We start from the raw sequence: 24902 nt of genomic DNA, 5'->3' as shown, positions 1-24902 counted from the left end.
GCCCGAGGCGCCGCAGACGAGAGGCCAAGAGCCATGCGCACCGAACAATCCAAGACCATCTACCTGAAGGACTATCAGGTTCCCGATTACCTGATCGACGAGACCCACCTGACCTTCGAGCTGTTCGAGGATCACAGCCTGGTGCACGCGCAACTGGTCATGCGTCGCAACCCTGAAGCCGGTGCCGGTCTGCCTAAGCTGGTGCTCGACGGTCAGCAACTGGAGCTGCTGGAGCTCAAGCTCGATGATCGTGAGCTGGGCGCGGGCGATTACAGCCTGACCGACAGCCACCTGACCCTGCAGCCGACCCAGGAACGCTTCGTGGTCGACAGCAGCGTGCGCATCCATCCGGAAAGCAATACCGCGCTGGAGGGGCTTTACAAGTCCAGCGGCATGTTCTGCACCCAGTGCGAGGCCGAGGGTTTTCGCAAGATCACCTTCTACCTCGACCGCCCGGACGTGATGAGCAAATTCACCACCACGGTCAGTGCCGAGCAGCATGCCTATCCGGTGCTCTTGTCCAACGGCAACCCGATTGCCAGCGGCTCGGAAGAGGGGGGGCGGCATTGGGCCACCTGGGAAGACCCGTTCAAGAAACCGGCCTATCTGTTCGCCCTGGTTGCCGGTGACCTCTGGTGCGTCGAGGACAGCTTCACCACCATGAGTAGCCGCGAAGTCGCGCTGCGCATCTATGTCGAGCCGGAGAACATCGACAAGGTGCAGCACGCCATGGACAGCCTCAAGCGCTCGATGAAGTGGGACGAGGAAGTCTACGGCCGCGAGTACGACCTGGACATCTTTATGATCGTCGCGGTCAACGACTTCAACATGGGCGCCATGGAGAACAAGGGCCTCAATATCTTCAACTCCAGCTGCGTGCTGGCCAAGGCCGAGACCGCCACTGACGCCGCGCACCAGCGCGTCGAGGCGGTGGTAGCGCACGAGTACTTCCACAACTGGTCGGGTAACCGCGTGACCTGTCGCGACTGGTTCCAGCTGTCGCTCAAGGAAGGCTTCACCGTATTCCGCGACAGCGAGTTCTCCGCCGATACTCACTCGCGTACCGTCAAGCGCATCGAAGACGTGGCCTACCTGCGTACTCACCAGTTCGCCGAAGATGCCGGCCCCATGGCCCACCCGGTGCGCCCGGACGCGTACATGGAAATCTCCAACTTCTATACCCTGACCATCTACGAGAAGGGCTCGGAAGTGCTGCGCATGATCCACACCCTGCTCGGGCCGGAACTGTTCCGTAAGGGCTCGGACCTGTACTTCGAGCGCCACGACGGCCAGGCCGTGACCTGCGACGATTTCGTCAAGGCCATGGAAGATGCCAGTGGCATCGATCTGACTCAGTTCAAGCGCTGGTACACCCAGGCCGGTACGCCGCGCCTGGAGGTCATCGAAGCCTATGACGCCGCCGCGCAGACCTACAGCCTGACCTTCCGTCAGAGCTGCCCGGCTACGCCGGGGCAGAGCGAGAAGCTGCCGTTCGTGATTCCGGTTGCGTTCGGCCTGCTCGATGCTCAAGGCAATGAGCTGCCGCTGCGCCTGCAGGGCGAAAGCGCGGCGCAGGGCACCAGTCGCGTTTTGTCGGTCACCGAGGCTGAGCAGACCTTCACCTTTAAAAGCGTCGCCGAGAAGCCGCTGCCCTCCTTGCTGCGCGGCTTCAGTGCGCCGGTCAAGCTGAGCTTCCCCTACAGCCGCGACCAGCTGATGTTTCTGATGCAGCACGACTCTGACGGCTTCAACCGCTGGGAGGCTGGCCAGCAGTTGTCCGTGCAGGTGCTGCAGGAGCTGATCGGCCAGCACCAGCGCGGCGAGGCTCTGAGCCTGGATCAGCGTCTGGTCGCCGCGCTGCGCACATTGCTTGAAGACGAGTCGCTGGATCAGGCCATGGTCGCGGAGATGCTCTCGCTGCCGGGCGAGGCCTACCTGACCGAGATCAGCGAGGTGGCGGATGTCGAAGCCATCCACGCCGCGCGTGAGTTTGCTCGCAAGGCTCTTGCCGACGCGCTGTTCGCCCCGCTGTGGGCGCGCTACCAAGCCAATCGCGAGATTTCCAAGGCGACGCCTTATGTGGCTGAAGCGGCGCACTTCGCTCGCCGCAGTCTGCAGAACATCGCGTTGTCCTACCTGATGCTCAGCGAGAAAACCGAGGTGCTGGCGGCCTGCGTCGATCAGTTCGACAACGCCGACAACATGACCGAGCGCCTGTCGGCCCTGGCCGTGCTGGTCAACTCGCCGTTTGAGGCAGAGCAGGGCAAGGCCCTGGCCATGTTCGCCGACTTCTTCAAGGACAACCCGCTGGTCATGGATCAGTGGTTCAGCGTACAGGCAGGCTGCCCGCTGCCGGGCGGCCTGGAGCGTGTGCACGCATTGATGCAGCACGAAGCCTTCACCCTGAAGAACCCGAACAAGGTACGTGCGCTGATCGGCGCTTTCGCCAACCAGAACCTGATCAACTTTCACCATGCGGACGGGGCGGGCTACCGCTTTCTTGCCGACCAGGTCATCACCCTAAATGCCCTCAACCCGCAGATCGCTTCGCGTCTGCTGGCTCCTCTGACCCGCTGGCGCAAGTACGGCGCGGCTCGTCAGGCGCTGATGAAGGGCGAGCTGGAGCGCATCCTCGCTTCCGGCGAGCTGTCCAGTGATGTCTATGAAGTGGTGAGTAAAAGTCTGGCCTAAGACGGTTTTTGCTCTACAAAAAAGTGTTACCGGCCTCTGGTTGGTAACACTTTTTTGTTACCCAATGAAATATGCATACAGTCCGTTATGCCTTTGCACACTTAAGTTCGGGCTTCGTCGCTTGACAGCGAGGTGATATTCGTTGCCCAGCTGTGCTGCGAGGCGCGCGGTGAGTGGCATAAAGCGTCGGATCGTAGGACAAAGCGCGCCAGTTTTTCTGACGTATTGGTCAGTGGCTGATCAGTCACGCAAAGAAGCTGGCCAACAGCTCTTCCAAGCCTGTTTGCGCTGATACACCTGTTTGAATTGGCACCATGGTTGCAGTGCTGAGCAGGATTTGACCGCGGGCGAGCGCTCGCTGGTTCTTGGCACATGTCACAGCAAATAAAAAATAGAAGCCGTCGTCAGTACGGCAATCGCGGCCCGGTTACGGGATCGCCCAAAAGAATGATCTGTCCACGGAGTGAGTCTCGATGGAAATTAAGTCCCGCAAGCCCGTTCTACGTTTTGCCCCGGCCAAGGCCGGCTTTGCGTTCGCTGGTGTTCTGCCGTTGCTGGTCGCCGCCCAGGCTCAAGCGGTGGAGTTCAGCTTCGCCGATAACGAAATCACCGGTTCCATCGACACCACCGTCTCCTACGGCCAGCTGTGGCGCGTACAGGGTCAGGACAAGACTAACAATGACATCAATACCAACGATGGCAACCGCAACTTCGATACCGGCCTGGTCTCCGAAGTGTTCAAGATCACCACTGACCTGGAAGCCTCCTACCAGAACTACGGTGTATTCGTCCGTGGTACTGCTTTCTATGACACCCAGATCATGGACAAGCGCAACGACTACTACGACGCAAATACTCCGGCTCAGCCAAGCCAAAGCTATCCGCGCGACAACACCTTCACTCGTGAAACCCGCCACAAGGCTGGCCGCGATGCGCAGATCCTGGATGCCTATGTCTATGGCAACTGGGATGTGGCCGATATGCCGGTCTCCGGTCGTTTCGGTAAGCAGGTATTCAACTGGGGTGAAGGTTTGTTCTACCGAGGTGGGGTGAACACCACCAACCCGGTCGATGCTGCCAAGTTCCGCCTGCCAGGCTCGGAAGTGAAGGAGGTTCTGGTGCCGGTCGAGGCGCTGAGCTTCAACCTCGGGCTGACAGATAATCTGTCGATGGAAGCTTTCTACCAGTTCAATTGGAAAGAGACGGCTATTGACCCGGTCGGCACTTATTTCTCGGAGACGGATTTGTTCGCCGATGGTGGTTCAAGGGCTTATACCGTTCCTGATTTGAGTACTGCTAGTGGCCAACAGTTGCAGGCAGCGGCTAATGGTTACGCAAATTTTGTAAATACTACCTTTCCCGGACTTCCGGCAGGGGTGCAGCAAGCGATCCTGAATACAGGGATTTTGAGCGGCGGCGCTAATGGCTATGTGTCGTCTGCTAGGGCTATTCAGGTCGCGAGTGTGGGTGGGGATCTGAATGCAAAGAATGACGGTCAGTATGGTTTGGCATTCCGTTATATTGCTGAAGAACTCAATAGTACAGAGTTTGGTTTTTATTACGTAAATTATCACGCCAAGGAGCCGACCATTTATGCGGATCTGAATGGCTATCAGGGTGTAGATGTTGCTAGCTTGGCGGGGTTTGCGGGCGGGCTTGCAAATGCTGCTGGTTTGGCAACGATAGATATGCTGGGGAATATTCAGGCCAAGCGTGAATATGCCGAAGATATTCGCATGTTTGGTACTAGCTTCAATACCACAATAGGTAATGCTTCCGTGTTCGGGGAGCTTGCATACCGGCCGAATCTTCCAATTGGTATCGCCACGACAAATGACCTCTTGGGTGATGTAATCGCTCAAGGTGCCGGTCTGGCAGATAACTCGAACACGGTTGGTAACGGTACCGCTCTGATTGCTGGCAGTCGAGTAAGTCGCGATGGTCAGATACACAACTATGAGCGAGTAGAGGCGTTTAATGCATCTTTGGGCACAATTTACAACTTTGGCCCATCGCTGGGTTTTGACTCGCTATTTGGTATTGCTGAGTTGTCTTCCGAGCACCTTCGTGGAGATAGCCTCAAATATAATTCGCGGGATGGCGTCCGTTACTATGCTGGACGAGCCAACAACTCTTATGTGTCCGGCTACGATCGCGACGATCAGATCAACAAGAACGCCTACGGCTACACCCTGGTGCTCTCGGGCACCTGGAATGACGTTTACGCTGGCGTGAACCTGTCGCCGTTTGCTGTGTTCAAGCACGATTTCGAAGGTAACTCGCACCAGACCGGCAACTTCATCGAAGGTCGTAAGGCGTACACCGTCGGTATGCGCGCCAGCTATCTGAACAGCCTGGAAGCCGAGCTCCAGTACACCGAGTTCTATGGTGCAGGCCAGAACAACGGTGCGCGTGACCGCGACAACATCGGTCTGAACGTCAAGTACTCCTTCTAATACCTATAACCAGAAATACGCCGGGCGCTCTCGGGCGCCCGGCAATACTCTTCACGGAGAATTACCCATGCTGAACAAGCACAGGCTGATGGCCGTAGCCGTTGCACTGGCGTTTTCCGCCGGCTCCGCGCTGGCTGCCGTTTCCCCGCAGGAAGCTGCCAAGCTCGGCGATACCCTGACTCCCTTCGGCGCCGAGAAGGCCGGCAACGCTGCCGGCACCATTCCGGCCTGGACCGGTGGCATCACCCAGGCGCCGGCTGGCTATACCCGTTCGGGCCAGCACCACGTCAATCCGTTCCCGGACGACAAGCCGCTGTTCACCATCACCGCGGCCAACCTGAGCCAGTACGAGGCCAATCTGACCCCCGGCCAGATCGCCCTGTTCAAGGCTTATCCGGAAACCTATCAGATGCCGGTTTATCAGAGCCGCCGCTCCGGCTCCGCGCCGCAGTGGGTCTATGACAACACCGTCAAGAATGCCACCAGCGCCAAGCTGGTCGATGGCGGCAACGGCTTCTCCGATGCCTACGGCGGCATCCCGTTCCCGATCCCGCAGAATGGTGTCGAGGCGCTGTGGAACCACATCGCCCGCTACCGCGGCACCTACATTGTGCGTCGCGCCTCGGAAGTGGCAGTACAGCGCAATGGCGCCTACTCGCTGGTCACTTCCCAGCAGGAAGCGCTGTTCAAGTATTACCTGCAGAACGGCTCCTTCGCCGACCTGAACAACATCATGTTCTACTACCTGTCCTTCACCACCAGCCCGGCGCGTCTGGCCGGTGGTGCGGTACTGGTTCACGAGACTCTGGATCAGGTCAAGGAACCCCGTCAGGCCTGGGGTTACAACGCCGGTCAGCGTCGCGTGCGTCGTGCGCCGAACCTGGCCTACGACACCCCGATCGCCGCTGCCGACGGTCTGCGTACCGCCGACGACACCGACATGTTCAACGGTGCTCCGGATCGCTATGACTGGAAGCTGGTGGGCAAGAAGGAAATCTACATCCCGTACAACAACTACAAGGTCACCAGCCCCGAGGTTAAGTACAAGGATCTGCTGCAGGTTGGTCACCTCAACCCGGCGCTGACCCGTAACGAACTGCACCGCGTATGGGTGGTCGAGGGCACGCTGAAGTCCGGCGCCCGCCACATCTACTCCAAGCGTACCCTGTTCCTCGACGAGGACAGCTGGCAAGCCGCGGTGGTGGATCAGTACGACGGTCGTGGCGAGCTGTGGCGCGTTTCCATCGCCTACCTGAAGAACTACTACGATCTGCCGACCACCTGGTCCGCGCTCGATGTGTTCCATGACCTGCAGGCGCGTCGTTACCACGTGCAGAACCTGGACAACGAAGAGAGCAATACCATCGACTTCACCCAGGCCACTCCGGACGACGGCTACTTCAAGCCAGCAGCCCTGCGTCGCCGCGGTACGCGATAATAGTCGTGTAGTCTCACGCGAAGGCCGCTACAGTAGTAGCGGCCTTTTCGTATCAGCTTGATGGATAGGCTTCTATCACGCGGGTTTTGCCTTAACAAAACATAACGTCGCGCCAATTGTCAGGGCTTTCCGAAGCTCGCTAGGATGAGTGGCCTGCTAAGAGTCTATTCAAGGTTTCGCGAGCTAGAGCAATGCAAGGCAAAAACAAGCGAGGAAGCGCAGTGTACTTTTGTACATGAGCATGACTCGCTTCGCTCGCCCCTTCGGGGCCGCACTGAAGTGCGTTGGCCGCAAGCGGCCTACCGAGCTGGTTTTTAACGTAGCAGAGCCGACGCGCAGCAAATCGTGAGTAGGCTCTGAAGGCAGTACCGCCTATAACAAGAAAGGGGGAAGGTATATGAGTGAGCCCGTCATGCGGCGCACCCAGTCCGGTCTGGCGCCCATCCTGGCGCGCAAATCGGCGCTCCGTGTCCATTCGCCGCTGGCTAAAGCGCTCTCGCTGTGCAGTGTGCTTTCCATTCTGGCTTTCGCTGCCGCACCCTTGCAGGCCGAGACTTCGGCTGCGGCTGATGCCGGCTACGCCATCGAGTCGCCCAAGGCCGTGCACAGCCTGTTGCTCGATGTGGTCAACACCGGCGAGCGCCTGGTTGCCGTTGGCGACCGTGGCCACATTCTCTATTCCAACGACCAGGGGCAAAGCTGGCAGCAGGCCAAGGTGCCGACTCGCCAGATGCTGACCTCCCTGTTCTTCGTCGATGCCCAGCATGGTTGGGTCGTCGGTCACGATGCGCAGATCCTCGCGACCAGCGATGGTGGCCTGACCTGGACCAAGCAGTACGAAGACCTCGACCGCGAGGCGCCGCTGCTGGATATCTGGTTCAAGGATCTTGAGACCGGCTACGCCGTGGGCGCTTATGGCGCGCTGCTGGAAACCACCGATGGTGGCCAGAGCTGGGAAGACGTCAGCGATCGTCTCGACAACGAAGACGCCTATCACCTCAATGCCATTGCCGCTGTGAAGGACTCGGGCCTGTTCATCGTCGGTGAGCTGGGACAGATGTTCCGCTCCGCTGACTGGGGCCAGACCTGGGAACGCATCGAGGATCTGCCCTACGAGGGTTCGCTGTTCGGCGTGCTCGGCACCGACCAGTCGGCCACCTTGCTGGCCTACGGCCTGCGCGGCCACCTGTTCCGCTCCACCGACTTCGGTGATAGCTGGCAGCAGGTCAAACTCAATACGCCGAACAATGGTCCGCTGGAGTTCGGTCTGGCCGATGGCGCGCTGCTCAATGATGGCAACGTCGCTGTGGTAGGGCACGGTGGCACCGTGTTGCGCAGCAAGGATCACGGTCAGACTTTCAGCCTGATCAACCGTCCCGACCGCCTTTCGCTGGCCGGGGTAGCTGCACTGGATAACGGCAACCTGATCCTGGTGGGGCAGGGCGGCGTTCACCTCGCCGCCTCGACTGGCGCCGATCTGGGCCAACAATAACAAGCCGGGAGCCTTTGCATGACCAATCACCAACAACAGCCTGCTTCCTTCCTTGAACGGCTGATTTTCAATAATCGCCCGGCGGTGATCCTGATCTGCCTGCTGATCAGCATCTTCCTGTTCTATCAGGCTGCCCAGGTACGCCCGCAGACCAGTTTCGAGAAGATGATTCCGCTGGGGCACCCCTATATTCAGAAGATGCTCGAACACCGTAATGACCTGGCCAACCTGGGTAACACGGTGCGCATCTCGGTGGAAGCCACCGATGGTGACATCTTCAGCAAGGAATACATGGAAACGCTGCGGCAGATCAATGACGAGGCGTTCTACATTCCTGGCGTCGACCGCTCCGGTCTGAAGTCGCTGTGGAGTCCGAGCGTGCGCTGGACCGAAGTGACCGAAGAGGGCTTTGCTGGCGGCGAAGTGATCCCGCAGACCTACGACGGTTCTGCAGATAGCCTTGAGGATCTGCGTAGCAACATTCTCAAGTCCGGTCAGATCGGTCGCCTGGTGGCGAACAACTTCAAGTCCAGCATCGTCGATATTCCGCTGCTCGAGTCCTACCCGGACCCGAATGATCAGAGCAAGCTGATCAAGCTGGACTACCAGAAGTTCTCTCACGAGCTTGAAGACAAGATTCGCCAGAAGTACGAGGCGCAGAATCCCAACGTCAAGGTGCATATCATCGGCTTCGCCAAGAAGGTCGGTGATCTCATCGATGGCCTGATCGGTGTGGCGCTGTTCTTTGCCGTGGCCATTGGCATCACCTTCGTGCTGCTGCTGTGGTTCACCCACTGCGTCAAGAGCACCTTGGCGGTGCTGATCACCACGCTGGTCGCAGTGATCTGGCAGCTGGGCTTGCTGCATACCCTGGGCTTCGGTCTCGATCCCTACTCGATGCTGGTGCCATTCCTGGTATTTGCCATCGGCATCTCCCATGGCGTGCAGAAGATCAACGGCATCGCCATGGCATCGGGTGAGGCGACCGATGCACTCTCCGCCGCGCGCATGGCGTTCCGCCAACTGTTCATCCCGGGGTTGGTGGCGCTGCTGTCCGACGCAGTTGGTTTCGTTACCCTGCTGCTGATCGATATCGGCGTTATCCGCGAGCTGGCCATCGGCGCATCGATGGGTGTGGCGGTGATCATCCTCACCAACCTGATCCTGCTGCCGGTCGTGATTTCCTATATCGGTATCGGCAACCGTGCGGTGAAGAAGAGCCGCGAGGAGGCCGCCAAGGATCATCCGGTCTGGCGCGCCATTTCCAACTGCGCCCACCCGATGGTGGCACCGATCTCCGTTGTCGTTGCCGTAGTGGCGCTGGCTGGTGGTGTCTGGTACGGCCAGAACCTGAAGATCGGTGACCTCGATCAGGGCGCGCCGGAACTGCATCCGGACTCGCGCTACAACCTGGACAACGACTTCGTCATCCGCAACTACTCGACCAGTTCCGACGTACTGGTAGTCATGATCAAGACCGGCCCCGAAGGCTGCTCTACCTATGACAGCCTAGCCGCCATGGACGAGCTGATGTGGAAGATGGAGAACACCGAGGGCGTGCAGTCGGCCATCTCCATGGTCACCGTGTCCAAACAGGTGATCAAGGGCATGAACGAGGGCAACCTGAAATGGGAAACCCTGTCGCGTAACCAGGACGTACTGAACAACTCCATTGCCCGTGCCGAAGGCCTGTACAACGCCGACTGCTCCGTGGCGCCGGTGCTGGTGTTCCTCGAGGACCACAAGGCCGAGACCCTGTCGCGCGCCGTGGCTGCGGCTGAAGAGTTCTCTGCGCAGCACACCACTGACGACCTTCAGGTGGTACTGGCTGCCGGTAACGCCGGTATCGAAGCCGCGACCAACGAGGTAATCGCCGCGTCCGAGACCACCATGCTGATCGCCGTCTACGCGGCGGTGAGCATCATGTGTCTGCTGACCTTCCGCTCGCTGGCTGCGACCCTCTGCGTGATCCTGCCACTGGTGTTGACCTCGGTGCTGGGTAACGCGCTGATGGCCTTCATGGGTATCGGTGTGAAGGTCGCCACGCTGCCGGTGATCGCATTGGGTGTGGGTATCGGTGTCGACTATGGCATCTACATCTACAGCCGTCTGGAGACTTACCTGCGTCAGGGCATGCCGCTGCAGGAAGCCTACTACGAGACGCTGAAGTCTACCGGTAAGGCGGTACTGTTCACCGGCGTTTGCCTGGCGATCGGTGTGGCGACCTGGATCTTCTCGGCGATCAAGTTCCAGGCCGACATGGGCTTGATGCTGACCTTCATGTTCCTGTGGAACATGATCGGTGCGATCTGGCTGCTGCCGGCCCTGGCCCGTTTCCTGATCAATACCGAGAAAATGCGCGCCAAGGCTTGATGCCTATCGCGCAGAACGAAAACCGCGGCCCTTGGGCCGCGGTTTTTTTATGAGCTATCGGTATGTTTCCGCTGTGCGCTCTGTAGGAGCCAGCTTGCTGGCGACATTGCTGCCATAGGGTGTATCGCCGGCAAGCCGGCTAGTTCTGTGGGGACACTGCAATCGTAGGCGCCTGCCACGTTGGCGTTGTCGCCGTGATCCGAACGCGCTGCGTGGGGGGCGCTTCGACGCCCGCGAGAGCAGTGCTAGCGCGGATACAGCGGTGGTAGTGCGCTGCTGTCTTGCGGCGTAGCAGCCGGTTCCTGCACATCGGGCAAGTTGCGAATCGCCTTCCACAGCTCCTCGCCTTGCCACTGTTGGCCAACTTCGCTGTACAGCGCGCCGTTGAGACCGTCCAGGGCGTCCGACAGCGGTACGTAGCGTGCTGCCATATCGGCGAGGGTTTCCGGTTGCTGACGGGCCCAGGCGTCGAGTGCATGACGCGTGGCCTGGGCATCGCCGGCCTGGCAGGCGCGCTTGATGTCGTCGAGCAGCGTGCGCGGGCTGGGGCCGCTCTGTGCCACGCGCTGGATCGCCGGTTGCCGACGGGCATGCCACCACAAGCCGAAGCCGAGCAGCGTGGTTACGCTCAATAGCGCGCAGGCCAACTGCCAGGGCCACAGGTCCGGCCCTTCGATCACCTGGGTCGTCACCATCGGTGTATTGGGTTGTTCATCGTTCTGCAGTTGCGGGTTTGCCGCGACCTGCAACGTGCGGGCGGAGAGGGTGGTGCGCTCCAGTGTGTCGGTCTGGGTGTTCCACCACAGCACTTCCAGAGGCGGCAGCTCGAAACTGCCGCTGCGATTAGGCACCAGTGCCTCGCGTTCCTCGCGGGTGCCGATGATGCCCGTTTCGCTCTTCTGGTCGTTCATCTGCGGCTGATCCGGATAGCGACGCAGGCCGTCGACCTGGGTCGCCGGCAATGGTGGCAGCTGAGCACTGGAAAGTCCGTCGACCTTGAGAATCAGGCGGCGGGTCAGGGAGTCGCCGACCTGGCTCTGCTCCGGTTGCGGGTTCCAGGTTTCCGCCAGGCCCAGTGCGCGCGCCGGCAGCCAGGGCGCATCGGCCGGGTAGTCAGCCGGCTTGGGTTTGACCTGCAACGGAATATCGGGGGACTTGACCCGTGAGACCTTGCCGGTGCGTGGCCCGAATGGCAGGAAGTCGGTACTGCGCGAGCGGTCGACCAGGGTTGCGCTGAAGGTCTGCCCGGGAATCACCAGCTCGCCGCTGCGTTGCGGATAGATGGCGTACTGCAGCTCGATCACGCCGTGCAGCACGCCGCCGATGCTCTTTTCGTAAGTGCGCGGTTCGCCCAGTTGTTCGACGCGGGCATCGGGCAGCCGCAGCGGCGTCAGGCTGCTGTCGTCGTACATGGACACCGAGTGGTAGATGCGCAGGGTCAGCACCGCCTGAGCCTGGACGTAGACGTTGTCCTGATCGAGGCTGGCATCGATGAATACCGGTGCCAGTTGTTCGCCATCGCCAGCGCTGACGGCTGCCTCGACATTCAGCGTGATTGGCAGGGTTTCGGCGTCTTCCAGGCGGATTGCCGGGATTGTCACCTCGCCGTTGCGGCGCGGCTGCAGGGTGAGGATCCAGCGAGTGCTGGCGCGCGGTGCATCGCCGATGCTGCTCAGACGGTTAACCTGACGGCTGCCAAGTACCTCGAAGTCTTTCTCCAGCGGGCTCAGGTCGGGCCGACCGAAGCGGGTCGGGTCAGTCGACTCCAGCGTCAGTACCACGGTTTCGCCTTCGCTCAGGCGAGTGCGGTCGACGCTGGCGAAAAAGGCTTCGGCATGGGCCTGCCCCGCGAGCACTAGAAGAAGCAGGAAGACCAGACGCTTCATCGGTTCGAGTCCTGACGCTGTTGCTGTTCATACCAGAATTTGCGCCGCAGCAGCTCCGCCGGGTCGTCCGGGATCTGCCGCAGCCATTGTTCCAGCGCTTGCCGACGTTCTGCCGCGGTGCCCAGGTCGGCTTCCGTGCGCGGTTGCTCGACGGGCTCGGCGTCATCCGGGGTTTCACTGCCGGAGGTGGGTCGCACCTCATCTTCACCGGCGCCGTTGGCGCTGCCCTGTGTTTCGCTGCGCGCACTGTTATCGCCGGAGCTGCTTGGCTGGGCGGGTTGCGCGGTATTGTTCTCGGCAGGTTGGCCGGTCGAAGACTCATTGGCCTCCGGTTGCTCGTTGGCAGGTTCCTGCTGCAGGCCCGAGTCGCTATTGCCTGACTGCTGCTGATTCTCGCGTTGGCGCAGCGCTTCTTCCACCAGGGCCTTGTTGTGCTGCGCGGCAGCCAGCTCCGGTTGGCGTTCCAGGGCCTGCTCATAGGCATCCAGTGCCGCTTCCAGTTCACCGGCCTTGGCCAGGGCGTTGCCGCGATTGTAGTGATCGATGGCGCTGTCGCCCTTGGCGAAACGCTCTGCGGCGGCAGAGTAATCCTCGGCCTCATAGAGAGCCTTGCCTTGCCACTGCGGATCGACGAAGCGCTGGGCGGCCTCGTCCGGGCGTTGTGCTTCCAGCAGGCGCTGGCCCTGCTGATCGGGGCGCAGCCAGAGGTCATCGAATTCGAAGGCCTGGCTGTTTTGTGGCGGCAGCATCAGCAGCAGTGGTAGGCAGAACAGCCAGCCGCGGCGCCCGGCGCAGGCGGCCAGCAACAGCAGTGGCAGCAACAGCCAGTAGCCCTGGTCGATATGGCTGTCGAGCAAGGTCGGCTCACCTGCCGCGCGCATGGCCTGTGGGCCATCGAGCAGGCCTAGGCGGCGCAGGTCGTCGTCGTCCAGGCGGATCGGCGCATAGCGGCCGCCGTGAGCCTCGGCGGTTTCCCGCAGGCCGCGTGCATCCAGGCGTGGGATCAGGATGGCGCCGCGCGAGTCCTTGAGAAAACTACCGTCCTCTTGCACCACTGGCGCGCCTTCGCGACTGCCCACGCCGAGCACCAGCAGCGGTACCGAGCGTTTCTCCAGTGCCTGCTGGATACCGCTGCGCTCCTCTTCATCGAGGGCGCTGGTGATCAGTAGCAGGCGGCCCTGGCCCAGCTGTGCCTGGTCGAGCAGTTGCAGCGCGCGCGCGACGGCCAGATCGGCGCGTCGGCCCGGCTCCGGCATCAGCGAGGGTTTCAGCGCTTCCAGCAGGTTGCGGCTGGTGGCCAGGTCATCGGACAGCGGCACCAGACTGTGTGCGCTGCCGGCGTAAACGATGATTGCCGTCTGTGCGTCGCGACGGGCTTCGAGCAGGTCGAGCAACTTGCGCCGAGCCTGTTCCAGTCGATTGGGGCGTCCGTCGGTCGCGAGCATCTGCGGCGTCAGTTCGAGCAGGATCAACAGTGGGTCGGCGGGCTTCTGGTTGCTCTGCTCGACGCGTTGCCAACTGGGGCCGAGCAGCGCCAGTACGGCGAGCAGCCAGGCCAGGCCGAGTGCCAGCCAGGGCAGCTTGCTGGAGCGGCCACTGCCGCCCTTGAGCAGTGCCTGATGGAATGCAGGTGGCAGCAGCAGTTGCCAGCGCCCGCTCTGACGCTCGCGATGCCACAGGCGCCAGAGCAACCAGGCCAGCAAGGGCGCGGCCAGTAGCCACAATGGGCGCAGCCATTCCGGCCAGAGCATGCTCATGTACGCCTCCTGAGCCGCTGTAGCATGTCAGGCCAGAGCACTTGGCTAACCAGCAGCAACGAGCCCAGCAGCGCCAGCGTCAGTGGCCAGGCATAGAGGGCCTGGGCCGGACGGGCGAGGGTGGGTTGCTGGGCGACGGGCTCGAGGCGGTCGAGGGTCTGTTCGATCTGGGTTAGCTCGGCCTGATTGCGTGCGCGGAAATACTCACCGCCCGTGACGTCGGTGATCGCGCGCAGGCTGGTTTCGTCCAGATCCAACGCGCTGAAACCGAAGCTGCCGAATGCACCGCTTTGCTGTGGGTCGGCGCCGATGCCGATGGCATAGATACGCACACCTTCATCGGCGGCCAGTTGTGCAGCCACCATCGGATCGATTTCGCCGCCGTTGTTGGCGCCGTCGGTGACCAGCACCAGCACGCGACTTTGCGCCGGGCGCTGGCGCAGACGTTTGACCGCCAGGCCGATGGCATCGCCGATGGCGGTGTTCTTGCCGGCGATGCCGATCAGCGCCTCGTCCAGCCAGGTGCGTACGGTGTGGCGGTCGAAGGTCAACGGCGCCTGCAGATAGGCCTGGCTGCCGAACAGGATCAGGCCAACGCGATCGCCACGGCGGCCTTCGATGAAATCGCCGAGCAGGCGTTTGACCAGCTCCAGACGGCTGATCGGTTCGTCGTCCCACTGCATATCGGCGTAATCCATGGATCCGGATACATCCACGGCGAGCAGCAAATCGCGGCCGCTGGCGGGCAGCGGCAGCGGTTCGCCGACCCACTGTGGCCGGGTGGCAGCGCACAGCAGCAGGCACCAGAGCAGCACCAGCGGCGCTTGCTGGCGCCAGCTGGGCAGGGCGGCACGGGCGCGACGCCCGCTCAGGGCCTGCAATTCGTCAAGAAAGCCGACGCGCAGCGCCGCATCACCGCTGTCGGCCGGCGGCAGCAGCACGCGCAGTAGCCAGGGCAGCGGCGCGAGCAGAAAGACCCAGGGCCAGGCGAACTCAAACATGCTTGCGAATCCAGGTGGCGATGGCCTGATCGAGCTCCACTATGGCCTTGTCGCTCAGCGTGCACTGCGGTCTGTAGCTGCCGTCGACGAGTATCATCCAGCGGGTCAGACCCGCCGCCGGACAGCGGTTATCGAGAAACGCCAGCCAGGCGCGGCTGCTCAGGGTGTGGCTGGCACTCTCGGGATAGCGTTCGCGGCACAGGCGCTTGAGCAGGGCGTTGAGCTGCTGCAGCCAGGGGCCGGCCGGGGCGCCGTCGAAGGGCTTGCTCAGGCGCGACAGTTCGTCGAGCGCAGCCTGGCGCAGTGGGTCGAGTGTTTGCTGTGTCGCCACCTTTGGCGGACGGCGTCGCCAATTGCGCAGCAAGCGCCACAGGCCCCAAGCCAGCAGTGGCAAGAGCACAGCCAGCAACCACCAGCCGGGTGCTAGTGGCCACCAGGGCACGGGCGCTGGATCGATCAGCGGCTGCAACTGGTCGATGGGATTCATAGGGATTTTCTCGCGTGCAGGCTGCTGAGCTGCTCCTGCAATTGCTCGACCAGTTCGAACTGCGTGCTCAGCGGCAGCAGCGGCACGCCCAGCTTTTGTGCCAGGCGTTGCCAGCGTGCCTCGCGGGCCTGGGCCTGGGTGCGATAGGCCTGGCGCAGGTCGCCATTGTGGCTGTCGAGCTCCAGCTGCGCACCGTTCTGGGTGAAACGCAGCAGGCCGGCTGCCGGCAAGGCGTGGTCGAGCGGATCGGACAGCGGCAGCAGCAACAGGTCCGTGTGGCGTGCGAGCAAGGTGAGTTGCTGTTCGGCGTTGTCGCTCAGGGCGCGTTCATCGCACAGCACGATCACCAGGCTGCCCGGGCGCAGCACCTCGCGGGCGCGACGCAGGGCCAGGCCAAAATTGTCGCGGCTGGTGTTGGCCTGGCTTTCCGGACCGAGCGCTTGGTTGGCGCGGGCCAGCAGGTTGAGCAGTTGTAGCAGGCTCTGCTTGCTGCGCCGTGGCTTGACCTCGTGATGCTCGTTGTCGGCGAACACCAGGCCGCCGATGCGATCGTTGTGACCCAGCGCGGCCCAGCCGATCAGCGCCGCGGCGCGCGCGGCCAGAACCGATTTGAAGCATTGACCGGAGCCGAAGAACAGGCGTTGGCTCTGCTCGCTGATGATGAAGATGGGGCGCTCGCGTTCCTCATGGAACAGCTTCGTGTGCGGCTCCTGGGTGCGTGCGGTGACGCGCCAGTCGATGGTGCGCACATCGTCGCCCGGCTGGTAGACGCGCACCTGGTCGAAGTCCACGCCACGGCCGCGCAGCTTGGAGTGATGCAGGCCGATCAGCGGGCTGCGCCGGGCCGGGGTGGAGAACAGCGGCACCTCATGCACCTTGTGGCGCATGTCGATCAGCTCGCCGAGGGTGATATGGATGCCGGGTTGGCTGGTTGGGGTTTGCATGGGCTTCAGCCCGTAGCCCGGATGCAATCCGGGCAGGCAGCGTAATCAGCCCCGGATTGCATCCGGGCTACGTGGGACAGGCGCATAGGGCGCGGCTGCATCAAGCCACCGCCACCACGTCGAGGATGCGCTGGATCACGCGATCCTGATCGACCCCCGAGGCTTCCGCCTCGAAAGACAGGATGATGCGGTGGCGCAGCACGTCGAACAGCACCGCCTGGATGTCTTCCGGGCTGACGAAGTCGCGCCCGGCCAGCCAGGCATGAGCGCGTGCGCAACGGTCGAGGGCGATGGAGCCGCGCGGGCTGGCGCCGTAAGCGATCCAGTCGGCCAGCTCGGCGTCGAACTTGGCCGGGGTGCGGCTGGCCATGACCAGTTGCACCAGGTATTCCTCCACGGCATCGGCCATGTACAGGCTGAGAATCTCCTTGCGTGCGGCGAACACGGCCTGCTGGCTGACCCGGTGCTCGGGCTTGGCCTCACCATTGAGCGCATCGCCGCGGGCCTGGGCAAGAATCTTGCGCTCCACGGCCGCGTCGGGAAAACCGATCTTCACATGCATAAGGAAGCGGTCGAGTTGCGCTTCTGGCAACGGGTAGGTGCCTTCCTGCTCGATGGGGTTCTGCGTGGCCATGACCAGAAAAAGCGGCGACAGATCGTAGGTCGAGCGTCCGACCGAGACCTGGCGCTCGGCCATGGCTTCGAGCAGCGCCGACTGCACTTTGGCCGGGGCGCGGTTGATCTCGTCGGCCAGCACCAGGTTGTGGAAGATTGGCCCCTGCTGGAACACGAAGCTGCCAGTTTCCGGGCGGTAGATCTCGGTGCCAGTGATGTCCGCCGGGAGCAGGTCCGGGGTGAACTGGATGCGATGGAACTCGCCCTCGATACCTTCGGCCAGCTCCTTGATCGCCTTGGTCTTGGCCAGTCCAGGGGCGCCTTCGACCAGCAGATGGCCATCGGCGAGCAGCGCGATCAGCAAACGCTCGATGAGCTTTTCCTGGCCGAGGATCTGAGTGGAGAGAAATTGGCGTAACGCGACCAGCGCTTCACGGTGTTCCATCGTAGGGCTCTTCTGGCGGATGGGCGGGGCTGTGATTGCCGCGCGTGCAGACCGCCGACTTTAATGCATTTGCGGCTTCAGCCGCTATCTGCGGCGCTGTTCATGAACAGTCTGGCAACAGAAATGAGAGGCTGATCGCCAGCGCCGCAATGACCCGCCATTGCCGCAGGTGGGCCATTGCTACGCGGCGCTATTGCCACTGCGCCAGGAGTTGACGCTGGGTTAGCAGGGCGCTGTCCTGCGTGGTGGGGACAAGGTGTACGGTCTGCCCTGGCAGGCATTGCGCCAGCCGAGCCACGGCCTGTGGCGTCAGCGCACCCAGGCGCGGGTAGCCACCGATGGTCTGACGATCGTTGAGCAGGATGATCGGCTGGCCGTCCGGCGGCACCTGTACGGCGCCCAGGGGGATGCCTTCGGAGATCATCGAGCCCCGCTGGCATTGCAGTTGCGGGCCATTCAGGCGAATGCCCATGCGATCGGCGCGCTGGTCGATCAGCCATTCACTGTTGAAGGCGTCGAACAGGCTCTGCCCGCGAAAGTCGCCAATCTGCGCGCCCAGTACCAGTTGCAGGCGAGGCGCAGCCTGGTATTCGGGAATGAATTCGGCGGGCATCTGCCGCGTTGCGCCAGTGGCAGCGGTCCAGCCCAGCGAGTCGCCGACAGCAATGGCACGGCCATCGCCCAGCAGGCCGCCAAGCCCCTCGCGCAGCATACTGGCGCAACTGCCGAGCACCAAGGGTGCCTGGAATCCACCCGGTGCTGCCAGGTAGGCACGCGCGCCTTGGCGCGGCTGGGCGAAGCTCAGGCGCTGGCCTTTGCGCACTGCGAAGTTGCGCCACGGTGTTAGCGGCTGGTCGTCCAGCCGTGCACCGAGGTCGGCACCGGTTAGCGCCAGGGTGGCGTCGCGGCTGCATTCGAACTCGGCATTGCCCAGAGTGATCTCCACCACGGCGGCAGTCAGCGGATTGCCCAGCAACCAGTTGGCCCAGCGATGGGCGATCCAGTCCAGGGCCCCGCACTGGGTCACACCAAGGTGGCGTACGCCGAAACGTCCCCCATCTTGCAACTGAACGAAAGGGCTGCTGCGCAATGCACGCAAGCCGCCATCAAGAGCGTTCATTGGCTGGCCTCCAGCGGACTGTCGTCGCCGCCCAGACGGATGAACTCGGCGCGGTCGATGGCTACGAAGCGCACGCGATCACCGGGTTGCAGCAGGCTATAGCCTTCGATATCGCTGCCGAACAGACGACTTGGCGTGCGTCCGATCAGGTTCCAGCCTCCGGGCGAAACCACCGGGTAGGCGGCTGTCTGCCGTTCGGCGATACCGACGCTACCGGCGGCGATGCGCTTGCGCGGTGTGCTCAGGCGTGGCGCAGCGAGGATTTCCTCGACCAGGCCCATGAAGGCGAAACCGGGGGCGAAACCCAGGGCGAACACCTGGTAGGCATGGCCGCTGTGCCGGGTGATCACTTCGGCCTCGCTCAGCCCGCTACGGCGTGCCAGCAGTTGCAGTTCCGGGCCGACGCTGCGGTCGTACCAGGTAGGCAACTGGTGTTCGCGGCCGCCTTGCAGGTCGGCAGGCTGCAAACCGTCGAATGCTTCAGCGACCTTGGCCCGCGCCTGCTTGCTGTCGAGTTGGCACAGGTCGTAGTGCAACAACAGGGTGGTGTAGGAGGGCACCAGGTCGATCAGCGCGCCGCCGAACACTTCCTGAAGGCGCGTGCGGGCTGCCAGCATCCACGGCATGTTGGCTTCATCGATAAAGTCGAACAGGCGCAGGATCAGGCTGTCGATGCCGGCGACTTCCAGCCGGACGTTGGGCGCCTTCATGCCTGTGCCAGGCCGTCGAAGGCCTGCCGGATACGTTGCACGGCAGCCACCGAGCTGGCGTTGTCGCCATGTACGCACAGGGTCTGCGCGTTCAACTGCAGCGCGCTGCCGTCGCTGGCCTGCAGCGCCTCGCCACGCGCAAGGGTGATCGCCTGGCTGACGATCACTTCGCTGTCATGGTGCACGGCACCCGGCAGGCTGCGGCTCACCAGGAAACCGGCGGCGTCGTATGCACGATCGGCGAAAGCCTCGAACCACAACGTCAGACCGTACTCGTTGCCCAGCGCCTGGAACTGGCTGTTGTCGCGGGTGCACATCAGCATCAGCGGCAGATGGCGGTTGTACTTGGCCACGGCACTCATCACCGCACGCAGGGTGGCGGGCTTGCGCATCATGTCCTGATACAGCGCGCCGTGCGGTTTGACGTAGCTGACGTGGGTACCCTGGCTGCGGCAGATGCCTTCCAGCGCACCGATTTGATAGAGCATCAGGTCTTCGACCTCCTGCGGCGTGCAGTCCATCGAACGACGGCCGAAACCGACCAGATCCTGATAGGCAGTGTGCGCACCGATACGTACGTCGTGAGCCACGGCCAGGGCCACGGTCTTGCGCATCACGCTGGGGTCGGAGGCGTGGAAGCCGCAGGCGATGTTGGCGCAGTCGATGTAGGGCATGACCTCGGCGTCCAGGCCCATGGTCCAGGCGCCGAAGCTTTCGCCGATGTCGCAATTCAAAAGCAGGCTGTTCAAGTGAGCATCCTAATCATGGCGTGCATGGATGTGGTCCGACAGCTTTGGGCTGTTCTGGGCGTTGGCTTCATTTTTCCGGTGCCGCCGAGAAGCGTCCAACTAATTAAAACATCCGCCGGAGATAGGAAAAGCTGATGGTGCACGCATCGGATTTTCTAATCGCCAGGCGCCGGTTTTTCCCGTTGGACAGCATTGTCGCAGCCCTCGACAGTGACTGGGTGAGACGCTCCTTGGCGCCGTTCTGGCGCAACCCCCGGTGTCTCCCGTACCCGGGGGCTTTTGCGTTTCTTTCCAATCGACTCATGTACCTGGTCTACCAGTCTACGGGGGCAACCCAATGAAGACCGTACCTTGCATGTCCGTGTTTTGCGCATTACTTGTCGCTCTACCTCTGGCGTTACCCCTGTACGGCGCTGAACGTTGGTCCATGTCCGTGGAACAGCCTGCCGGCAACTTCATCAGCCGCGTGGCGGTGGACTTCGCCAAGAATGTTCGTCAGACCACCAAAGGCCAGCTGGATATTCGCGTTCACCCGAACTCCACCCTGTATCGCCGTCCCGAGGTCAAGCCGGCGGTAAGCCGCGGCGATATTCAGATCGGCGATGTGTTCATGTCTGCGCTGGGCAATGAAGATCCGATCTACGAGTTGGACAGTCTGCCGTTTCTCGCCACCGACTACGAGCAGGCGCGCAAGCTCTGGGCGGTAAGCCGTGAGGCGGTGAAGCGGCGTTTGCTGGCCGACGGCGTGCGCCTGGTTTACGCCGTGCCGTGGCCGGCGCAGAGCCTGTTCAGCAATCGCCCGCTGCAGACTGTGGAGGATGTTCGCGATCTGCGTTTTCGCTCTTACAACCCGACCATCTCGCGCCTGGCTCATTTGCTCCACGCGCAGCCGACGACCATCAATACCGAGGACGTGCCGCAGGCCTTCCGTGCAGGGCAGGTGGACATCATGCTCACCTCCAGCGCCACCGGCATGGACCTGCGCGCCTGGGATTTCGCCTCGCACTTCTACGACGTGCGCGCTTTCATCCCGAAGAACATCGTTATCGTCAACGAGCGCGCTTTCCAGCGTCTGCCAGAGGCACAGCGTCGAGCATTGCTGAATGCCGGTGAGCGCGCCGAGCGGGCAGGGTGGGAATTGTCCTGGGCCTTGACTGGCTATCAGACGCGGATGCTCGCCAGGCGCGGCATGACCGTGGTGCAGGACATCGACCCGCAATTGCACCGTGATCTGGCCGAGGTGGGTCAGCAGCTCACCGAAGAATGGCTGGCGCGTGCAGGTGAGGAGTACGCGCAGATCATCGAGGCGTATCTCGATGGGCTGCCACGCTAGTCCGTCGATGTGAACGCCCGGTCGTCATGGCGACCGGGCTCTGGCTGCATTCAGGCCAGTTGGAACTGGCTGGCGCTGCGTCCCAGTGCATCGACCTGGGACGACAGCCCCTCGGTATGGCCGCCCAGGGTATGACGCAGGTCCTTGCTTTGCCCGGTATGCACGTTGATGGTTTCCATCTTGTCGGCGATGTCTTCGGTGGTGGTGGACACTTCCTCGATGGCCACCACGACCTGGTTCATCTCGCCGGTCAGGCGCTCCATCGCCGAGGTGATGGAGCTGATGGCGTCGGCTACCTGAGCAGCATGTCGCTCGCTGTCGGCGGCCAGGTTCAGGCCATTGCTCATCAACTGGTGCATGTGACGGGTCTGCTGCTGGAACTCGCTGACGATGGCGCTGATGTCGGTGGTTGCCGAGACCGTCTTCTGCGCCAGCGAGCGCACCTCATCGGCTACCACCGAGAAGCCGCGGCCGGCGTCACCCGCTCGTGCTGCCTCGATGGCCGCGTTGAGAGCGAGCAAATTGGTCTGGTCGGCGAGGCTGTTGATCACATCGACGATGCCGTTGACCCGTGCGCTGCTCTGGCCGAGAGCATCGACCTGGCTGTGGGTGTCCTGAATCAGCTGTGCCAGGCGACTCATGCTGTCGACGCTGGCAGCGATTACCTTGCCACCATCGCGCGCGGCATCATAAGCGCTGGTGGTGGCAGTGCCGACTTCGGCGGTGCGTTGCGCCATGTCGTTGAGGGTAGCGCTGATCTGATGCGAGGCCGAGGCAGCCTGCTCGGTCTGCATCTCCACCTGGGTACTGTTATCACCCAATTGGCGCATGGCATCGCCCAGGTGATGGTGCAGGCGGCTCAGCTCGCCGTTGGCGCGCACCACTTCGGCAACGATGCCGCCGATGCCCTGGATCATGCGGTTGGCGGATTCGGCCAACTGGTTGAATTCGTCACGCGGGTTGCTGCCTACCGGCAGCTTGCCGGTGAGATCGCCAGAAGCGACCTGAGTGAGCAACTGGGTAGCATTGCGCAGGCGGGTGACCAGCGTGCGTGACGCCTGCAGCAGGGTGAAGCAGAGCAGGGCAGCAACGGCAATGAAGCTCAGCCCCATCATCCACAGTGCCGACAGGCGCGCCTGTTCGGCTTCCTGCGTGCGGCGCTGCAGCAAGCCGCTTTGCAGGGCTTGCGCCTGCTCTTCGATACGCGTCTGCAACTGTTCGCCCAATTGGCGCAGGCGCTGATTGGTCGCGTTGATGCGCTCGATATTGCCATGGATATCGCCGAACGCCTGGGCATAACCCTGCACGTTCTTGCCGATCGGCGTGTCCTGCCATTCGAGCTCCGTGATCTGCTCCTGCAGTTTGCCGATCGCCGTCAGGGCAATCTGGGCGAAGGCTGGATCGAAGGTGGAAAGGTAGTCGCGTTGGCTGCTCAGGGCGCCGCTGATGAACGGTTTGATCAGATCGAAGCTGATCGCCTCCAAGGCCTTGCCTCTCTCGGTCAGCGTTTTGCGCTGGCCCTCGAAGGGGGTCAGGCCCAGGGTCTGATTGAGGCTAAGCCATTGGCGTTGTTGGGCCAGTTCTTCCAGCAGCACGGTCTGAATCTGCTGGGCGTATTGCAAGGTGGCGTCGTCTTCCAGTGCTTGTGCCTGCGTCAACAGTTGTCCGACGAGTTCTTGCAGCTCATTGAGACCGCTGTCGAATTCTGCCTGCAGATCGGGAGTGATCTGTTGGCGCAGTGCGTTCTGTTGCCACCAGTTGTTCATCAGCTGGGTACTGGCGCTGGCATAGGCTGCCGCCTGTTCCCTCGCCTGTAATGCGCTACTGACGCGATGGTTGGCCCATAACGAAGCGGCCGCCATCAAGATCAGGCTGATCAGGGTGAGCGCGATAAGGGCTCGGAATTTTTGTTGCCAGGACAGTAAAAAGCTCACGATAACGCCTCGCCATCTTCTTCAGGATGATTCTCAGGAGTCGGCAAGTTGTCATACAACTTGATTAAAAGTCTATGACTATCCTGTTTCCCGAGAAACGCGAACGGGGCCGCAAGGGCCCCGTCATGAGTTGAGTACTTACCAAAGTGGCAGGGTGTAGCTGAGAATTAGGCGGTTCTCGTCGAGATCGTTGCCGAAATTGGAGCGAACCGTGGCGTTACGCCATTTCAGCCCGAGATTCTTCAGCGGGCCGTTCTGCACCACGTAAGCGATATCGGTATTACGTTCCCATTCCTTGCCTTCACTGCTGCGGCCGGCGACTTCTACGTTGTCACCAGAGATATAGCGAGTCATGAAGGTCAGACCGGGGATGCCGATGCTGGCGAAGTTGTAGTCGTAGCGCACCTGCCAGGAACGCTCCTCGACGTTGGCGAAGTCGTTGATCTGCACGAAGTTGACCAGAAACGGGTCGCTGCTGGCGATGTACGGGAACGGGTCGTCACCGCTCATGCGCTGGTAGCCGGCACCGAAGGCGTGGCCGCCCATGCTGTAGGTGAACATGGCGCCGAAAGCCTTGTTGTCGAGGTCGCGGAAGTTGCCGTCCTCGCGGCTTTGCGAGTAGCGCAGGTCGGTCTTGAACGATTGGCCATCGCCCAGCGGCAGTACATGCACCAGGGTGCCGTAGTACTGCTGGTAGATGTCCTCGAGGGTGCCGTAGTGCAGGCCGGCGGTGAGCTGCGGGGTGATCTTGTATTCACCGCCACCGAACACGAAAGAGTCGCTATTGCCGCCGATGCGGTTGCCGGTCATCTCGGTGTAATCGGTGGAGCTGTTGGCCTTGATGCGGTTGATCTTGCCGCCCTGCAGGGTCAGGTTGTCGATTTCCTGAACATTCAGCAGTGCACCCTGGAAGGTCTGCGGCAGCAGGCGTGAGTCGTTGGCCGAGACGATCGGGCTGCGAAAGTGCAGCGCGCCAGCTTTCAATGTGCTGTTGGAAACCTTCACTTTGGCGGTCAGGCCGAGCTTGGAATACTCATCCTGTGAGCCGCCGGAGCGGTCGGCCGGGAGCAGGCCGCTGCCGGCCGTGCCATCACCGGAGTCGAGCTTCAGACCGAGCATCCCCAATGCATCGATACCGAAACCGACGGTGCCCTCGGTGTAGCCCGACTCCATGCGCAGCAGAAAGCCTTGCGCCCATTCTTCGGCCTTGTCGCGGGCGCCGCTCTGGCGGAAATCACGGTTGAAATAGAAGTTGCGCATCTCGACGCTGGCTTTGCTGTCAGCGATGAAATCGGCATGCGCGAGAGTTGGCAGGCCGCCGCCGAGCAGCAGCGCGGATGCCAAGGGGTAATGAGGTTTCATGGTGCAGTGTCTCCTGTTGGGAGCGCGCAGCCGACGTGGGCGGCTGCTTGGCAGAGCGCGTTTTGAATGATGTTGTTTTGGTCTGCGCAGAGCGCGGCGCCATTCTTCA

Annotated in this window: 17 protein-coding genes; 6 read left to right on the top strand and 11 right to left on the bottom strand. The window is 62.1% G+C overall.

Annotated elements, in window-relative coordinates:
- Positions 1–33 precede the first annotated feature (33 nt).
- From pepN to CDO35_RS07150, 5 genes are all read left to right on the top strand, one after another.
- Positions 34–2691 (top strand): aminopeptidase N, encoded by a 2658-nt coding sequence (gene pepN, locus CDO35_RS07170; protein ID WP_099523273.1) that lies wholly within the window; start codon positions 34–36, stop codon positions 2689–2691.
- Positions 2692–3164: 473 nt separating this feature from the next.
- Entirely contained in the window at positions 3165–5147 is a 1983-nt protein-coding gene (locus tag CDO35_RS07165) for a DUF1302 domain-containing protein (RefSeq protein ID WP_099523271.1), read from the top strand.
- A 67-nt stretch (positions 5148–5214) separates the two neighbouring features.
- The gene (locus CDO35_RS07160) at positions 5215–6585 is read left to right on the top strand and encodes a DUF1329 domain-containing protein (RefSeq protein ID WP_099523269.1); all 1371 of its coding nucleotides are present in this window, start codon (positions 5215–5217) and stop codon (positions 6583–6585) included.
- 397 nt (positions 6586–6982) lie between these two features.
- Entirely contained in the window at positions 6983–8077 is a 1095-nt protein-coding gene (locus CDO35_RS07155; RefSeq protein ID WP_425048530.1) for a YCF48-related protein, read from the top strand.
- An 18-nt stretch (positions 8078–8095) separates the two neighbouring features.
- A complete protein-coding gene (locus CDO35_RS07150; RefSeq protein ID WP_099523265.1) occupies positions 8096–10450 on the top strand; it encodes an efflux RND transporter permease subunit in 2355 nt (784 codons plus the stop codon).
- Positions 10451–10695: 245 nt separating this feature from the next.
- Here CDO35_RS07150 and CDO35_RS07145 read toward each other — a convergent pair whose 3' ends face one another.
- The 9 genes from CDO35_RS07145 to CDO35_RS07105 all read right to left on the bottom strand — a co-directional run bounded on the left by CDO35_RS07145 (position 10696) and on the right by CDO35_RS07105 (position 20164).
- Entirely contained in the window at positions 10696–12336 is a 1641-nt protein-coding gene (locus CDO35_RS07145) for a BatD family protein (protein ID WP_099523264.1), read from the bottom strand.
- Positions 12333–14093: a VWA domain-containing protein gene (locus CDO35_RS07140; RefSeq protein ID WP_099523262.1), complete on the bottom strand. Its 1761-nt coding sequence runs from the start codon at positions 14091–14093 to the stop codon at positions 12333–12335. Before CDO35_RS07140 ends, CDO35_RS07145 begins: the two co-directional genes overlap by 4 nt.
- Positions 14090–15094: a vWA domain-containing protein gene (locus tag CDO35_RS07135; RefSeq protein WP_099523261.1), complete on the bottom strand. Its 1005-nt coding sequence runs from the start codon at positions 15092–15094 to the stop codon at positions 14090–14092. Before CDO35_RS07135 ends, CDO35_RS07140 begins: the two co-directional genes overlap by 4 nt.
- Positions 15087–15581, bottom strand: coding sequence for a DUF4381 domain-containing protein (locus CDO35_RS07130; RefSeq protein ID WP_099523259.1), 495 nt, complete (start codon positions 15579–15581; stop codon positions 15087–15089). The genes CDO35_RS07135 and CDO35_RS07130 overlap by 8 nt, the downstream gene beginning before the upstream one ends.
- Entirely contained in the window at positions 15578–16525 is a 948-nt protein-coding gene (locus tag CDO35_RS07125; protein ID WP_099523257.1) for a DUF58 domain-containing protein, read from the bottom strand. The genes CDO35_RS07130 and CDO35_RS07125 overlap by 4 nt, the downstream gene beginning before the upstream one ends.
- A gap of 100 nt (positions 16526–16625) precedes the next feature.
- Complete coding sequence (locus CDO35_RS07120) at positions 16626–17585, bottom strand: AAA family ATPase (RefSeq protein WP_099523255.1); 960 nt, start codon at positions 17583–17585, stop codon at positions 16626–16628.
- Between the two features lie 190 nt (positions 17586–17775).
- Complete coding sequence (locus tag CDO35_RS07115; RefSeq protein WP_099523254.1) at positions 17776–18705, bottom strand: 5-oxoprolinase subunit C family protein; 930 nt, start codon at positions 18703–18705, stop codon at positions 17776–17778.
- Positions 18702–19415: a 5-oxoprolinase subunit B family protein gene (locus CDO35_RS07110; protein ID WP_099523253.1), complete on the bottom strand. Its 714-nt coding sequence runs from the start codon at positions 19413–19415 to the stop codon at positions 18702–18704. The genes CDO35_RS07115 and CDO35_RS07110 overlap by 4 nt, the downstream gene beginning before the upstream one ends.
- Positions 19412–20164: a 5-oxoprolinase subunit PxpA gene (locus CDO35_RS07105; RefSeq protein ID WP_099523251.1), complete on the bottom strand. Its 753-nt coding sequence runs from the start codon at positions 20162–20164 to the stop codon at positions 19412–19414. The genes CDO35_RS07110 and CDO35_RS07105 overlap by 4 nt, the downstream gene beginning before the upstream one ends.
- A gap of 427 nt (positions 20165–20591) precedes the next feature.
- Between CDO35_RS07105 and CDO35_RS07095 the strand changes: the two genes are divergently transcribed.
- Entirely contained in the window at positions 20592–21497 is a 906-nt protein-coding gene (locus CDO35_RS07095) for a TRAP transporter substrate-binding protein (RefSeq protein WP_099523248.1), read from the top strand.
- A gap of 50 nt (positions 21498–21547) precedes the next feature.
- Here CDO35_RS07095 and CDO35_RS07090 read toward each other — a convergent pair whose 3' ends face one another.
- Entirely contained in the window at positions 21548–23431 is a 1884-nt protein-coding gene (locus tag CDO35_RS07090) for a methyl-accepting chemotaxis protein (protein ID WP_099523247.1), read from the bottom strand.
- A gap of 138 nt (positions 23432–23569) precedes the next feature.
- Positions 23570–24793, bottom strand: coding sequence for an OprD family porin (locus CDO35_RS07085; RefSeq protein ID WP_099523245.1), 1224 nt, complete (start codon positions 24791–24793; stop codon positions 23570–23572).
- Between the last annotated feature and the right edge of the window lie 109 nt (positions 24794–24902).

The organism is Pseudomonas sediminis, from assembly GCF_002741105.1.
GTDB classification, from domain to species: Bacteria; Pseudomonadota; Gammaproteobacteria; order Pseudomonadales; family Pseudomonadaceae; genus Aquipseudomonas; species Aquipseudomonas sediminis.
Note: the sequence above shows the minus strand (reverse complement) of the source record. Positions and strands in the feature narration are given on the sequence as shown.